At 37.8% G+C, this 16226-nt stretch carries 15 protein-coding genes; 1 reads left to right on the top strand and 14 read right to left on the bottom strand.

Translation table 11 applies throughout. The features are described from left to right. Nucleotides 1-4 precede the first annotated feature (4 nt). From NAG76_11120 to NAG76_11095, 6 genes are all read right to left on the bottom strand, one after another. On the bottom strand, nucleotides 5-907 hold the full coding sequence (locus NAG76_11120; protein URN92452.1) for a sugar ABC transporter permease: 903 nt from the start codon (nucleotides 905-907) through the stop codon (nucleotides 5-7). Nucleotides 908-1000: 93 nt separating this feature from the next. Beyond that, the gene (locus NAG76_11115) at nucleotides 1001-2461 is read right to left on the bottom strand and encodes an extracellular solute-binding protein (GenBank protein ID URN92451.1); all 1461 of its coding nucleotides are present in this window, start codon (nucleotides 2459-2461) and stop codon (nucleotides 1001-1003) included. A gap of 53 nt (nucleotides 2462-2514) precedes the next feature. Further along, complete coding sequence (gene murQ / locus NAG76_11110) at nucleotides 2515-3429, bottom strand: N-acetylmuramic acid 6-phosphate etherase (protein ID URN92450.1); 915 nt, start codon at nucleotides 3427-3429, stop codon at nucleotides 2515-2517. Nucleotides 3430-4086: 657 nt separating this feature from the next. Next, nucleotides 4087-4950, bottom strand: a complete 864-nt coding sequence (locus tag NAG76_11105) for a MurR/RpiR family transcriptional regulator (GenBank protein ID URN92449.1) — start codon at nucleotides 4948-4950, stop codon at nucleotides 4087-4089. Nucleotides 4951-5072: 122 nt separating this feature from the next. Next, nucleotides 5073-6434, bottom strand: coding sequence for a (Fe-S)-binding protein (locus NAG76_11100; protein ID URN92448.1), 1362 nt, complete (start codon nucleotides 6432-6434; stop codon nucleotides 5073-5075). Further along, nucleotides 6427-7842 carry an FAD-binding protein gene (locus tag NAG76_11095; protein ID URN92447.1) on the bottom strand — a complete coding sequence of 472 codons (1416 nt, stop codon included), beginning with the start codon at nucleotides 7840-7842 and terminating at the stop codon, nucleotides 6427-6429. Before NAG76_11095 ends, NAG76_11100 begins: the two co-directional genes overlap by 8 nt. Nucleotides 7843-7954: 112 nt before the next feature. Between NAG76_11095 and NAG76_11090 the strand changes: the two genes are divergently transcribed. Further along, complete coding sequence (locus NAG76_11090) at nucleotides 7955-8665, top strand: FadR family transcriptional regulator (GenBank protein URN92446.1); 711 nt, start codon at nucleotides 7955-7957, stop codon at nucleotides 8663-8665. Between the two features lie 162 nt (nucleotides 8666-8827). On the opposite strand, the gene NAG76_11085 is transcribed toward NAG76_11090, so the two are convergent. The 8 genes from NAG76_11085 to NAG76_11050 all read right to left on the bottom strand — a co-directional run bounded on the left by NAG76_11085 (nucleotide 8828) and on the right by NAG76_11050 (nucleotide 16127). Next, a complete protein-coding gene (locus NAG76_11085; protein URN92445.1) occupies nucleotides 8828-9298 on the bottom strand; it encodes a YhcH/YjgK/YiaL family protein in 471 nt (156 codons plus the stop codon). A 64-nt stretch (nucleotides 9299-9362) separates the two neighbouring features. Continuing rightward, nucleotides 9363-10217, bottom strand: a complete 855-nt coding sequence (locus tag NAG76_11080) for a MurR/RpiR family transcriptional regulator (GenBank protein ID URN92444.1) — start codon at nucleotides 10215-10217, stop codon at nucleotides 9363-9365. Nucleotides 10218-10244: 27 nt separating this feature from the next. After that, on the bottom strand, nucleotides 10245-11123 hold the full coding sequence (locus tag NAG76_11075; GenBank protein ID URN92443.1) for an ROK family protein: 879 nt from the start codon (nucleotides 11121-11123) through the stop codon (nucleotides 10245-10247). A gap of 9 nt (nucleotides 11124-11132) precedes the next feature. After that, complete coding sequence (locus NAG76_11070) at nucleotides 11133-11822, bottom strand: N-acetylmannosamine-6-phosphate 2-epimerase (protein URN92442.1); 690 nt, start codon at nucleotides 11820-11822, stop codon at nucleotides 11133-11135. Between the two features lie 33 nt (nucleotides 11823-11855). Beyond that, a complete protein-coding gene (locus tag NAG76_11065) occupies nucleotides 11856-12704 on the bottom strand; it encodes a carbohydrate ABC transporter permease (GenBank protein ID URN96725.1) in 849 nt (282 codons plus the stop codon). A gap of 17 nt (nucleotides 12705-12721) precedes the next feature. Then, a complete protein-coding gene (locus tag NAG76_11060; GenBank protein ID URN96724.1) occupies nucleotides 12722-13597 on the bottom strand; it encodes a sugar ABC transporter permease in 876 nt (291 codons plus the stop codon). Between the two features lie 75 nt (nucleotides 13598-13672). After that, nucleotides 13673-15079, bottom strand: a complete 1407-nt coding sequence (locus tag NAG76_11055) for an extracellular solute-binding protein (protein ID URN96723.1) — start codon at nucleotides 15077-15079, stop codon at nucleotides 13673-13675. Nucleotides 15080-15215: 136 nt separating this feature from the next. Next, a complete protein-coding gene (locus NAG76_11050; protein ID URN96722.1) occupies nucleotides 15216-16127 on the bottom strand; it encodes a dihydrodipicolinate synthase family protein in 912 nt (303 codons plus the stop codon). Nucleotides 16128-16226 lie beyond the last annotated feature (99 nt).

Genomic DNA, 16226 nt, shown 5'->3' with positions numbered 1-16226 from the left:
TTTCCTAGTATTCGATGTCTTTGCCTAAGAACTTAAATTGAATGAATGAAACAATTCCAATAATTACTGCAAGTATTAAAGATTGTGCTGCTGCCTCACCAAATTCGAAATATGTGAACGCATTGTTAAATATTAACAATCCTACCATTGTCGTTGCATGGTCTGGTCCACCGCCTGTCATTAGATAAGCGTTTTGGAACACTTGGAAAGATCCAATCATACCTGTAACAAGTAAGAATAGCGTTGTTGGCTTAAGGAAAGGAATGACGATAAACCAAAGCTTTTGCAAGAAAGATGCACCGTCAATTTCAGCTGCTTCATAATAGCTGTTATCAATACCAAGTAATGCAGCTAGATAGATTATAATTGCTGTACCGTGACTAGATAACCACGACATTAATACAAGTGAAAACATCGCTGTTGCACTGGAACCAAGCCAGTTTTGATTCTCTAGACCAAAAAACATAACGATCTGATTGGCAATACCCGATTTCAAAGGATCAAAAATCCAAAGCCATACTACAGCTAGTGCTACACCAGATGCTACTGCCGGTAAATAATAGATTGCCTTAAACACCGTCTGTGTTCTTTTCTTAAACGGTAAAATTAATATTGCGACTAAGAATGACAAAAAGATATTGAACGGAACCGTTAATAACGTATAAACACCTGTATTTTTTAGAGCCTTCCAAAAAAGACCATCAGTGAATGACTCTTTGAAATTTTCTAATCCTACATAAGTGGACCCTAATGGTCTGTAATCTTGTAAGCTAATTATGAAAGCGTTAATGACTGGATATGCAGTAAACAAAGAAAATGCAATAAGTGCTACTGCGATAAAAGCATATCCCCATCCTGAATCACTTTCGATTTTTAATTTCTTTTTTCTAGTTAATGTTTGACTCATTAGGACGCACCTCTCTTCTTAGAACAATCAAACTTCTTCATAGTTATAATGAGAGCTGTACGTACTTTGACGTACAGCTCTTATTATTAAAAATTAGTCTACAACTACGCCTTCTTCACCGAAGGATTTGATTGCAGCTGCTTTAACTGCATCATACATTTCTTGTGGTGTAATCTCGTTTGCTAGTAGAGCTTGCAACTTCGGAACGATAACCTCAGTTTCGATTTTGATAGCTTCTGCAGCAAGATCAGTAGGAATGTCTGTACGAGCAGCAACTGCTTTAGACATCATCGCTTCATCTGCTTTAATGTTTTCTTCGCTACGAGGATATACTTCTAAAACTTCAGCGTTTCTAGCTGTTTCAGTAATTGGAGATAAGAACAATTCATTACTATAGTTTGCAGCTACCGAACCAGAAGACAAGTAGTACATCGCTAAAGCGATATTTTTCGTGTGCTCTTCAGTAGGATCTTTTTTACCACGTAATGCGATGTAACCATCAACAACAGTAGTAGGGATGTAGCTAGCACCATTGAATGTTGGTACTGGAAGTGGAACGTATTCTGCCTCGATAGATTCCGCTACTGCTGAACCATCATTAGCTTTAATTTTTTCATTGTTCAAGCGTGCAGAGTTTTCAAAGCTTGCTAGACCTTTACCAGTAATCATCGTTTGGCCTGTTAAGAACATGTTCCAACGTTTACCAGCATCGATAGAGCTTAACTCTTTTGGCATAGAACCATCATCAATCAATTGACGAATAGATGTTAGAAGACCTAAGAAGTTTTTACTTGTGTAAGAGAACTTAAGATTTTCATCAAAGTATTCAGGAAGACCTGCAGACTTAGCCATAATGCTCAAATAGTCTTTAGAAGTTACGCCAGCTGTTGCAAACACGAAACCGTAACGAGAAGTATCGCCTTTAGCATCTTTCACCACACCAGCTTTAATCGCTTCACGGAATTCATCATATGTCCAGCCATTTTGTTGAACAGCTTTCCAATCAATACCTGCTTCTTCAAGGAATTGCTTGTTACCACCAATAGAGTGTACTGCCATGTATGCAGGCAAACCGTATTGTGCACCTTCTAGTTGGAAATATTTCATAGGAATTTCATCGTAATCTGCTTTCATCTCATCAGTTAAAGCGTTGTTAATATCTAACAACATACCAAGTGCAGCATATTTAGATGTTGCAGTGGAACCAACCCATGCGATATCTGGTGGAGAACCTGCATTAACTTGAGTGTCTAGCTTTTGTGTCATATCTTCCCAGCTTGCTGGTTCGATTTTTAATGTAAGATGCGGATATAATGCATTGAATTCTTTTTCCATGTCAGCAAAGCGCGCTTGATAGTTAGCTGATGCTGGTGGTAATAACGCAGTAATCGTATCCTTAGCCGCTGCTGGTTCAGAAGTAGGACTATTTGTGTTACCAGAATTTGTAGCAGGAGCATTATTTCCATTGTTCCCGTTGCCGCTACAAGCTGCCAATAATGATACAAGCATTGTTACTGCCAAAAATAGAGTTAAAACACGCGATCTCTTTTTCATAGATAGTAGCCTCCTCAATTTTGAATTGCATCAATACAGCCTAACTACTTACTTCACTTACCATACGCTAATGATGTGATTGCTTGTTTTAAGCGGCCTCCATTTTCATTGAGCGCTTTCTCTGCTTCGAGTGCATCTAACCCCGTCTTAATCATCATTATTGCTAACTTACAATTCATAGATGCCTTTTCAAGTACTTCTGTGGCGGTTGATGAATCTACATCAGTTGTTCTCATAATGATACGAACAGAACGATCTACTAACTTAATGTTGCTAGCCTTCAGGTCAACCATTAGGTTATTATAAGTTTTCCCTAATTTGACCATCGTACATGTGGTTAGCATATTAAGCACTAGCTTCTGAGCAGTACCAGCCTTTAATCGAGTTGAGCCACTAATAGCTTCTGCTCCAACAACAGGTGAGATACAAACATCGACGATCGGTTCAAACTTGGAATCCTTATTGTTACAAACACCAATCGTTGCTGCTCCAAGTTCCTTCGCCCTCGTCAACGCGGCAATTACAAAGTTCGCACTGCCACTCGCCGAGATGCCGATTACTGCATCCTTTTCTGTTATTCCAATACTTTCGATTAAAGCGATACCTTCTTCAGCATCGTCTTCGCACCCTTCAACAGCTTTTCGCAGCGCAATATCACCGCCTGCGATATACCCCTGAACCAAGAGTGGGTCAGTACCAAAGGTAGGAGGACATTCGGAGGCATCTAATACACCTAATCTCCCCGAAGTACCTGCTCCTATGTAAAACATTCTGCCATCATTAGATAATTTATGATGTAGAATATCTACCGCCTTTGCAATGTACGGAATTTCTTTGGCTACAGCTGCGGGCACCAGAGCATCTTGTTGATTCATTAGCTGTACCATTTGCTCCGTAGTACATTCATCAATTATGAATGTCTCTGGATTAACCGCTTCTGTTGTCAATCCCGCAAGGTAGTCATTCATAGTCATCCTCCTCATGCTAGTTAAATGTGACATATTAATTACGAGGAATGTTAGTTTTATTCACATACCTTATAGACACATATTAATACATCATTTTTATCTCGTCAATAGTTTTTGAAATAAAATTTCAACTTGTATTAATATTCTGATGTTTTATTTCATCCCTTTCAAAAGTTATTATACATAATTTGTGAAGCGCTTACAATAGGTTTTTAAAATTATTTATTAAACCGTTTTTATAGTTGTAAATACGCAGTAGTCCGCTTGTGTTAGACAGGCATAATTAATATTTTAGAGCATATATATAACATCTTAATTTAACGTCATAATTGTCACTACTGTATCGATTGGATCACTTGATTTTCAAAATAACATATCAATTTCTAAAATTTTCATCTATTTTTTGTGTGTTAATTTTAATTTCTCTTCCAAATTTCCCATTAATTTTTACATCATCACTGTCAAATTAAACGTTTTCAAAATAGAGATAAGCTGACATCACCTAATCATCTTTATATAAACTGTACCAATAAAACGGACATCATTGCTATCCAATTAATTCCACAACACTAAAATGCTTATAAAAAAGGGATATGCCAAAAGTTAGTTAAAAAACTACTTTTGGCATATCCCTATTAAAACACCTAGAATATTTAATTAATATCTAAGTTTATTCGTTAATATATTATGTGTTTTCGTTAGATACTTTTTAACATGCTCGTATTCTGCACTTGCAACGCCAGCAAACAATATATCTATAATTGTAAGCATCGCAATACGTGATCCCATAGCACCGCTTCGAATTGTAATCTCAGGAGTAGAAATACTTAATACAATATCTGCTCGTTCAGCGAGGACACTTTTATTATATTTAGTAATTGCAATACACTTCGCTTTGTTTTTAAGAGCAATCTCTAGAGCATCAATAATTTCAATTGTTGCACCCGAATTGGAGATGAAAATAGCTACATCGTCCTTCTCAAGTAGCGTTGCTGCAGTAAGCTGACTATGACTATCTGTGTAAGCATGACACATCTTATTAATCCGGGTAAACTTCTGTTCTCCATCCATGCAAATTAATCCTGAAGCACCCGCACCAAAAAATACGATACGCTTACTGTGACACAATAAGTCTACAGCACGGGCAATTTCTTTGCGGTCAATAACACTAAGGGTATCTTCAATAGACTTACAATTGTTCAAAGAGATGTTTGAAATAATTGTCGATAGATCATCACCCGGCTGAATATCTGTATATTGAGCTTTGGGATCCTCATCACGAGAGCCTAAAGAAGCCGATATACTCACAATAAAATTGCGATATCCACTATACCCCATTGTTTTACAAAATCTGAGGACAGATGCATCGCTCGTTTTACTACCTTGAGCTAGCTCCTTAATCGAGAGGTGAGGAATTTCCTCCGTGTTCTCCAAAATATAATCTCCAACCAGTCTTTCTACAGGCGTAAGACTATCTCTCATCTCACGAATTTTAATTAGTATATTGTCATTTAGACTCATAATCTACCTACTCTAGTTTTTATTGACCCCATAGAGGTACTTTTATTCATAGTCATATAATAAGCAAAATCTATTACCTATTTCAACTATAATAACATATAACATAAATTGTAATTTTATAGCTATTTCGAGAATATCATTCGTTCATGCAAAAAGTCAACAATATGCATCGCGGTCATCGGTTGCTCTGGCTTGTGCTTTTCAATACCAAGCTTCATCTGTAATAAACAACCGGGATTACTCGTTAACATATAGCTAGCTGCCGTTTGGTTAGCATATTCCATTTTATGTTCTAATATTGTTCCTGCCATTTCAGGCTGTACAACATTATATACTCCTGCCGAGCCACAGCAGCTATCTGATTCGACCATTTCGATATATTCTGCATTTTCTATCTGCTTCATCAACGTACGAGGAGCACTAGATCCCTTCATGACATTACGCAAATGACATGAGTCCTGATAAGTCACCTTGACCTTCTGTTGATCGCTACTTGCTATCTTCTGATCGAATCTTGGAATACGTCCTTTTTCCACAACTAATGTGCTTACATCAATAACACGAGAAGCAAACCATGCTGCATTCTCGCTATACTTCTGATCATCCTTCATCAGATGATCATATTCCACTAATATTGCTCCGCATCCACCTGCATTCGATACAATATAATCGACATTAAGCGACTTAAACGTGTCAATATTAACTGCAGCAAGCTCTCGAGCATCATTCATTTCACCACTATGTGCATGAAGGGCACCACAGCATACTTGACTCTTTGGAATGTATACATCAAAACCAGCAGCTGATAACAGTTCTACTGTATTGACATTCGTATTAGCAAACATGACATCCATAATACAGCCACGGAACATCGCAACTTTAGCAATTGCTTCACCTTTGGCTGGGTAAAACTCTCCAAGTCTCTCTACTACACCTTTTGAGCTAGCTGGTGGCAAAATCCCTTCCATTTCTGCTAGATGATCTGGAAATAGCTTCATCATTCCAGTAGATTTAGCGACCTTTTGCAGTCCTGACTTCTGATAGAACGCAAGTGACCCACCAAGCAATTTCATTGCGCCACGTTTCGGGAATAGCGTTCTGAATATTGTTTTTCGCATAACTTTTACAGGCAATGAATGTTTTGCATGCTCTTCTATCGCTTCTTTCGTTTGCTCAATTAATTGACCGTACTTAACGTCAGCAGGACATGCTGGTTCACATGCACGGCAGCCTAAGCATAAGTTCATCTGATCCTCAAATTGTTGATCTGGAACCATTAGTCCATCCACTGCTGCCTTCATCAGCGCAATTCTCCCGCGTGGTGATGCTGGTTCCATACCTGTTTCCTTAAAAGTTGGACAAGCTGGTAAGCAGAAGCCACAGCGCATACAATTTGTAAGCTGATCATAATCAAGCTTTTCCAACAATGTGCGTGCTAGAGGGTTCGTATGTTCGATTGTAGGTTTACCTAGAGTACTAGCCATGTTGTATCACCACTCTCTTCTTCGTTTCCTTTGCAAAAACTTTACCAGGATTGAGTATGTTAAGCGGATCGAATGCTACTTTAATTCCTTTCATTACTTCAATCCCAGCAGCTCCAACTTTCCATTCCAAATAAGGTGCTTTTACAACACCGACACCATGTTCACCTGTAATTGTTCCGCCTAACTCAATCGCAGCTTCAAAAATTTCAGCAAATGCTTCTTCAACGCGATGTACTTCTTCATGATCTCTGGCATCTGTCGTTGCAGTAGGATGTAGATTTCCATCTCCCGCATGTCCAAACGTAGCAATATTTACATTATGCTTTTGTGCAATAGCATTTGTGCGCAGTATCATGTCGGCAATTTTGGAGCGTGGCACAGTAGCATCTTCAAGTATTGTCGTCGGACGCAAGCGGGCAAGAGCTGTAAATGCACTGCGCCTTGCAGTTAATAGCTTTTCAGCTTCTTCTCGAGTAGCGGCAATCTCAATACGATCAGCCTGCTCTTCTTTGCAAATGTTAAAGATTGTATCAATATCACGCTCGACCATTTCTGGCTCGCCGTCTTGTTCAATAATTAGTATCGCTGCCATATCTAGTGGCAAACCAATTTTAGCGAAATCATCTACGACACGAATCGTCGTATTGTCCAATATTTCTAATGTGGCCGGAATAATCTGCCCCTTAATAATTTTAGAAACAGTACGGGCTGCACCATAAATATCTTTATACATAGCAATCATCGTTTTTTTCGTTTTTGGCTGTGGAATGAGCTTTAGAATAGCTTCAGTAATAACCGCTAATGTCCCCTCGGAGCCAACGAGCAACTTCGTCAAGTCGTAACCGGCAACATCTTTCGTAAGTTTCCCACCTGTATGAATAACAGAACCATTAGGCAATACAGCAGTCAATCCTAGTACATAGTCCTTTGTCGTACCATACTTTAGTCCTCGTAGTCCACCTGAGCACTCCGCTATATTGCCACCTATTGTTGAGATTTTCATACTACTAGGGTCTGGTGGGTAGAAAAGTCCCATGCCTTCAACATGAGCAATAAACTTTCCGGTAATAGCACCTGGCTGAACCGTTGCTGTTAAGTTTTCCATATCTATTTCAAGAATTTTGTTCATACGATGCATAACCATAACGATTCCACCCTGCAGTGGTGTAGTACCACCACAAAGATTGGAGCCTGAACCTCTAGTAATAATAGGAATAAGAGAAGCGCTTGCAATTTTCATAATTTCACACACTTGCTCTGTCGTTTCTGGATAGATAACTCCATCAGGTAATGCTTGTAGCATGGGCGTACCATCATAGGAATGAGCAACTAATGCCTCTTGATCCGTTCTAAAATACTTTTCTCCGACAATTTCTCGTAATTGTTTGGCTAAAACTTCATTCAACATTGAACAATCCCCCTAATTGTAAAGTAGACAGGTCATCTGATGACTTTGTGTTGATTATAGCTTAATTACGTTGTACAGTATAGTCAATACAATATTTTTTTGGAGGAAAGCTATGCAACCGATAAAGGTCGAAGCAGAAAAGGGACATGAAATTGTTCAACGTGTAATCCTTTCACAAATAGAGGATGGCAGTTTGCAACCCGGTCAAAAATTACCGTCTGTTGTAGACTTAAGCACCTCCTTCGGAGTAGGTCGCTCGACGATTCGCGAAGCGATTAGTGCACTAAAAGCAATGGGATGGATAGATGTGAAACATGGCGGCGGCACATTTGTAAGTAAGGTACTTCCTACACTACAAAGTAACTCACGCGATCCTTTTGAGGGAGCCGAGAATATAAAAGAAATATTGGAAGTTCGTATTTGGCTTGAAAGTGGTTCAGCTTCATTAGCTGCGGAACATCGTAATGATGCTGATATAACTCGGTTACAACATATTATATCGACGATGCAGCAAGCTGTAGAACTTGATGATACACAAATGAGTGAGCAAGCAGATATTGATTTTCATCTTGCCATTGCAGCTGCGTCACATAACGAACTGCTCAATACATTAATGAGCTCACTAACGAGTAAACTTACCGAAACGATGGGAAAAACAAGACAACTATGGTTTTTCGAAGATAAATCTTCTAATACGTTACTGCTGAATGAGCATCAGGCGATTAGTAATGCAATCATTGCTCAAGATCAATTGCTTGCTAGTAAGCTTATGATGTCTCATCTGCAAAAGGTTGAAAAAGTACTGAAACGTAATGGAAAGTGAACAGTTCTAGTTACACAATTAATGAATTTATCGTCCCTTTAGATAGAAAAAGACAAAGTGCAATCAATAGAACTGGGTTAAGTCCCCAATTCTGCACTTTGTCTTTTTCTGAACATGTATCGATCAGTATCTTCTTATAATAACTACAAAACTTATTTCATTTTATAATTTTAATAAATCCACATGAATTTTAACTACCGCTTTTTTAATTGTCCCTGCTTGTCCCATACCAGGTCTATGAATATCGTTCGGGAAAAATATAGCGAACATACCAGGCTTAAGATGAAGTAAGATTTCATCTGATGCAGGTGCATACAGTGCATAATCCTGTTCGCTATCATAGTCTTTAGCTGCCATAATACCATCGCTTAGTGAAAAGTAACCAATGGTCTCTTCACCTTCAATCAAATATTGCAGATCAATATAGCTTTCATGCTTCTCAGCAAGATGATCTTCAGATGATTTAGCATGGAATTCCATAATGGATACATACATAAGATCTCCATTAATCTCAGTGCGTCCTAGAGGAGGATTATCTTTTAGTATTCTTTGAAGTTCCTCCATTGCGCGCACGATGACTTTATTCTCATATTTACTTTGAAAATCCCATGATGACATACTTCCTAGAATCATAATCTATTCCTCCAATATCGAATATCTCGCTATAATATAGAAGCATTGCAAACGTCACAATAGATTAAAGTAATTTGACGGTTACTGATTCGGCTGTTTGCCCCTTATTTGCTATCGACTGCTCATATGTTCTCTTAAAATATTCAATATACAATACGTCCAGTAAATATAGCTGTGAAATCTTCGCTGATAAAGAACCGCTCTGTAGAGGCCCTTCATTTGCGCCACATAGCAACGTGAGGTCGGAATAGGAGGTAAGTGGTGACTTCTCGAATCTTGTTATTGAGATGACGGTCGCTCCAGATTCTTTTGCCTTCATCGCCACTTCAATCGTATCCTTTGTCGAACCCGAGTAAGAGATAATTACAGCTACATCTCGCTTTGTCATCAAAGCTGCGGACATCATCTGAAGGTGAGAGTCAATTGTACATTCTGTTTTGTTAGTGATACGCATAAATTTAATTTTTGCTTCCATTGCCGTCATTAATGAAGAACCTACTCCAAAAAAAACAACTTTTTCTGCCTGAACAAAATAATCAATCGCTTGTTCCATTTTTTTGTGATCTATTAAATTATAAGTTTCGTTCAATGCACTTATGTTTGATGACAGCACTTTAGAGGCCACTTGACCCAAAGTATCATTCATTAAAATCTTATCTGTTAGTTGTGGAATCTCATTCTCTGCAGTGATGCTGTGTGCAAGGGCAATCTTAAAATCTTGATATCCCTTATAACTTAATGATTTACAAAATCTAAATATACTAGATTCTCCTACATTGCAAGCATCTGCGAGGTCAGTAATTGACATATATACAACCTCTTTTGCATTATCGAGAATATAGTCAGCAACTTTTACTTCTGACTTGGTCAGATTATTATACTTTGAATGGATTGTAGTAAATATATTCATTGCGCGCACCCGATCACCTCCGTTTATTTCATACGTTCAACGTAAAAATAATGAAGCTGCGCCTAACAGACCAGCTTTGTTCCCAAGGGAAGCCTTGAGAATTTTCACATTCGCAAAGCTTGCCATTATCAAATCTTTTGTTTGCTTTTCAACTAATTCAACTAATGTCTCGCGCTCCATTACTCCACCCCCTACAATAATAGCAGCGGGATTAAAAATATGGATGAGTGATGCAAGTCCCGAAGAAACTTCAGTTATCCAGCATTCAAGAATTTGATCGAGTTGTTCATTACCTATTCCTATTTTATCAAAAAAAACTTTTCCGTCTACAACTTCCGGATCAACTTCATTCGCCATACGAACTAATGCTGTCGTCGAGGCAAAAGATTCATAATAGGATTGTCTCACATTATCACCAGTTCGAGATAGTGAATGAGTGAAAATATGACCGAACTCGGCCGCCGACCCATTAGCTCCTCGATAGATTTGACGATTGATTACGATCGAGCCACCAATGCCAGTACCGAAGGTTAAACAAATAAAATCATTATACGATGAAGCTGCACCAAAGTGAGTTTCACCCAGTGCAGCAGCATTGACATCGTTCTCTACCTTTACAGGTTTATGAAATACATTTTCAAGGATCTCCCTAATTTTCATTCCAGTGTAATCAGGAATATTAGCATTCGCATAGGAAATGTATCCTTCCTCTGCATTCACTTGTCCAGCTGTGCTAATAGCAATAGCATCAAAATCTTCGTACTCTTTTATCTTCAGAATAAGTTTTTCCATGAGATGGGGTCCGCCCAATTGCGCTTCGGTTGAGTATTCAATAAATTGATGAATATTTCCCTGTTCATCGCAAATGCCCATTTTCGTTTTTGTTCCGCCTATATCAGCCGCTAATATTTTCATACCCATCGTCTAATCAATGACCTTAGCAAATCTTTTAGTAATATCCATAGGTCTCGTAATGGCAGATCCAACCACGGCTGTATGGATTCCTAGGTCAAATAATCGTTTTAATTGTTCGGGGGTCGAAATTCCGCCTTCTGCTATAACTGGAACAGATAAATTATTAACTAGCTTCTCAACCAAATCAAAATCAGGAAGAGCATTTCCCTTCGTTTCTTCCGTATACCCACTTAACGTAGTACCTACAATATCAAATCCTAGTTCAACAGCTGTGACTGCTTCCTCATATGTGGAGCAATCCGCCATAAAAAGTTGATCTTTGTACTTGTCTCTAATGATAGGGAATAGTTCAGTAATAGTAGAACCATCAGGTCTAATTCGATTAGTAGCATCCATTGCGATAATGTCTACACCTTCTCTATAAAGCTCATCGACTTCTTTAATGGTTGGTGTGATAAATACAGGGCATTCACCATAAACCTCTTTAATTATACCGATCATTGGTAAATTAACAGTCGTTTTAATTTCCTTTATATCTACAACACTGTTAGCTCGAATTCCTGACGCTCCTCCTAAAAATGCTGCATATGCCATTCTACCCATAATAAAAGGACTATGCAAAGGCTCATTAGGTAATGCTTGACAAGAAACGATTAACTTTTTGTTTATATTTTCTAGTACGTTTCTTTTCATGTTCATTGGTTTCCACTCCACATTTAATTATTTTTTCTCTTACTCCTTGACTGCTCCAGCAGTCATTCCTTGAGTGAAGTACTTTTGGAATAATAAGAAAATAATAAGCATTGGAATTGCGGCAACAGTAGCTCCCGCCATTTTATAAGCAAAGTTTGGATTAAGGTCTTGCATCAATGTCGCAGTACCTACCATTAACGTTTTCATATTTTTCTCTTGTCCAATGACTAATTGCCACAAGTAATCATTCCATACTTGAACAAAGTTCAATATAAATAATGCTCCGATACCTGGCTTTATAATTGGTAGCATAATTTGAAGGAAGGTTCTCCATTCTCCGGCACCATCAATTCTAGATGCTTCTCTCAATGCATTAGGCGTTGCATCAAAAAAACCTTTTAAGAGGAAGACACCAAATGCAGTAGCTACGTTAGGCCATATCATCCCTTGATAGCTATTTACCATTCCAAAATCTTGGATGATTCGGAACAATGGTACGATCATAATTTCTTTAGGAATCATTAAACTCGATATAAAGATAATAAATATTATATTTTTGCCTTTGAAATTAATTTTGGAGAATGCATATGCCGCCATTGCTCCTACTGCAATAACTAGAATTGTAGTTACTCCAGATACTAATACACTATTAAATGCCCATCTTGCTGCAGGTTGACTTTGGAATACATCCATATAATTTGAGAACGTAATGGTCGTTGGCAACCAGTCTGGCGGCATTTTGACAACATCCGAACTATTTTTAAGGGAGCTTGTAATCAGCCAATATAATGGAAACAAGTTAATAATCGCGAAGAGGGTCACGACCACATTCGTTACAACATCAAACAGCTCCATTTTTTTCTTCTTGTTGCTATTATCGTGTGACATGCTGATTATCCCTCACTTTACATATCTTTAATCAAAGCTCGTAACTGAGGTACTGATAACAATAACGTAATTAGGAACATAATAACCCCAACAGCCGAAGCTACACCGAGTTGATTATATTTGAATGCGTTATTATATAAATAGTACATTAATGTTACAGAGGCATTGTTTGGTCCGCCGCCCGTTAATAGTTGAATAACGACGAAGATTTTCAAAACTGCAATGATGTTAATAATAGCAATATAAATGGTAGTTGAACTTACTGAAGGAATGAGTATTTTTGTAATGACATGCCATCTGTTTGCTCCATCCACTTCTGCTGCCTCAAACAAATCTTTAGGCACACCAACCATTGCTGCGATATAAAGAATAATGGCTTGCCCAACATTAGTTGCAAATGTTACGAATATAATAACCGGCAAAACCGTTGTTGTTTTCCCAAGTAGATTGACTGTACCAAGGTTCATTTCTTGAGAAAAATAAGAAATTAAACCGTTAGCAGGATTCAATAAAAAGCTCCAAACCATACTCATGACTACCATTGATACCATTACGGGCACATAATAACTACCTCTAATAAATGAAACATACTTTGCATTTTTGTCGAATACAGCAGATGACACGAAAAGTGCAAAACCTACTGTAAGGACAACAATAAATACTACAAAAACAACGGTATTGAGTAGTGCTTTGAAGAATATAGGATCATTAAATAACGTGACGTAATTATCCAGTCCAACAAACTTCTCGCTCGTATAATTGATCTGATACAGGCTGAGCCTTATGCCTTCAAATATCGGATAGACCAAGAAAACTAGAAAAATCAACATTTGAGGCGAGATAAACAAATAGCCGGTAAGACTTTCTTTAATGGATTGATTACGCAGTTTCATATCTCGTTCCTTTCTAATTACCAGTCTTGAGATCATATTGATCTCAAGACTAATAATCGATCATGGTTAGTTGATTTACTTTTGATAGATAATTGAGCTTGCTTTATTGCTTTGAATCACATTGTTTCCTTTTTCTTGATAATCCTTCACAGCTTGCTCCGCTGTTTTTGAACCAATATACAGTGCTTGCAATTCTGGATATAGTACTTCTCTTAATTGACTATATCCTGGAACGTTACCAGTGAAGTTGAATAAGTATTGCGAGTTAGCATCATAAGCTGCAAATAATGGATTATCGTTTTTGAACTCTTCAACTACAGAACTTCTTACTGGAATACTATTTTTAGATGATTTCACTAATTCAGGATCAGACGAGAAGAATTTAACGAATTCTTTAGCTACTTCTACTCTTTTCTCATCGTTAGACTGGAATACACTTGCACCGACTACATAGGTAAACGATAGTGGATCTCCACTTTCAGATGGTACGTTAGCTAGACGAATATCGAATTTATTCGTTTTGCCACTTGCCATATCAGCCTTAATATTATTGAACAATACCGGGTTCGTAAAACTAATAGCTAACTGTTGATTTTGGAACATACCATTAACATCGTTAGAAGATACTGATTCAGGACCAGGATTCGTGTATCCTGCATCTTTAATTTTTTTCAACCAAGAGGCAGCTTTAACGCCATTAGCATCGTCAAGCACAACATTACCTTCTTCATCGAAGAACGTATTGCCAAACATTCTCATGTAAGCAAGGTTCCATGTATCGCCTTGAGTATTCATAGCGTATAACGCCATTGGATAAGCATTTGAATATTTGTCTTTAGGTAAATTATTTTTTAGACCTTCTAGTATCTCTTCGTATTCTGCTAGAGTCCAGGTCTGAATATCATTTTCGCCACCGATATATTTTTCTAAGCCAGCTGCTTTCAGCATATCCGCGTTATATACTAACGTACCTGGATTATGCTGGAACGGATAGAAATAAACATCATCTCCAAAAGTTACTGCGTCCCAATAGCTTTGAGCAATATCTGACTTAGCCGCTTCATCTACAATGTCCGTAAGTGGTACCATTGCGCCACGGTGAACATAGTCGCCCATTGCAAAAACGCTTTCAAAAAATACATCTGGAGGAGTACTACTACTCAAGTTTACGTTGAGTAACTGATCTCGTTGATCGCCAGCAATAACTTCTACATTCACTTTTACATCATATTTGTCATATTGTTTTGTAAATTTCTCAGCTGCATATTTCATAAAGCTATCATAGTCCGCACCAGATTCCGAGGCATCCAAAACGCCTTTCCATTGAGGTGTCAGCCAAACTTTTAGCTCCACTTTTTCTTTCTTACCTGAGGTGTCTCCACCAGTATTAGTTCCTGAATTGTTGTTACCCGAACATCCCGCAAGCATTGTAGTTAACATGATTAGAGCAATAATAGTAGTTAGGAAGCGTTTTCTTTTCATCTAATATCTACCCCTCTATTTAATTATCTGTAGATTGACCTTATATAAAGTCATTTGCTGACAACTATCTACTTTCTTGTTCAAGCAACATATTTCATAGATGATGAGACTTGTACTTATTGTCTCCTCATTAGAATTAATTAGTGTAACGTTCGATCGTTTCATCAATCATTGTAATAATGCCATCAATTGAAGCCATATCATCATTTGTTATACCTTCAAGTGGACCTCTAACACTACCAACATTAACTCCACGTCTATTCAAAACCTCTTTAATAACCGCGTACATTGAACCTTGTTGTGAACATAAAGCAATAATGATGTCGTTAATATCACTTTGCATTCTTTTCGCTTCTTCAAATTTTCCTTGTTGAACAAATTGATTAGCTAATAAGAATAGTTCAGGCATTGCTCCATAAGTTCCACCAATACCAGCATCGGCACCCATTAGTCTACCCGCAACATACTGTTCATCTGGTCCGTTAAATACAACCACATCGTCTCCACCAACTTTTTTGAAACGTTCAATATCCATCGTTGGCATTGAGGAGTTTTTAACACCAATAACTTTCTTATTCATTAGAAGCTTCTCAAACAATGCAGGTGTTAACGTGTAACCTGTAGTTTGAGGAATATTATAGATGATGAAATCTAGCGGAGTTGCATCAATAATGGCACTCCAGTATTTATATACAGCATTGTCTGGTAGCTTGAAGTAGATCGGAGGGATTGCAGATAATGCATCATATCCCAGTTCTGCTGCATGCTTTGCCAATTCAATACTATCTCTCGTAGAAGGTGCTCCAACATGAGCGATGAGCGTCATTTTTCCTTTCAAGTTATCCGCTACATAAGAGAGTACTGCTTTACGTTCATCCAAATTTTGATAAATACATTCCCCAGAACTTCCCCCTACATAAACACCTTGAACTTGCTTTTCATACAAATAATCGCATAACGCTTTCGTACGAGTTTCCGAGATATTACCTTCGTCATCATAGCAAGCATAAAACGCTGGTATAATCCCATGAAATTTTTCTAAACTCATTGAAATCCCTCCTGAAGTCTATAGTATTAGGCAAAAACAATATATCATACATTTTATACTTTGTAAATTAATTTCACCAAAAACTAATTTATGAAAAAT

It is taken from the genome of Candidatus Pristimantibacillus lignocellulolyticus (assembly GCA_023639215.1).
Lineage (GTDB): Bacteria > Bacillota > Bacilli > Paenibacillales > Paenibacillaceae > Pristimantibacillus > Pristimantibacillus lignocellulolyticus.
Note: the sequence above shows the minus strand (reverse complement) of the source record. Positions and strands in the feature narration are given on the sequence as shown.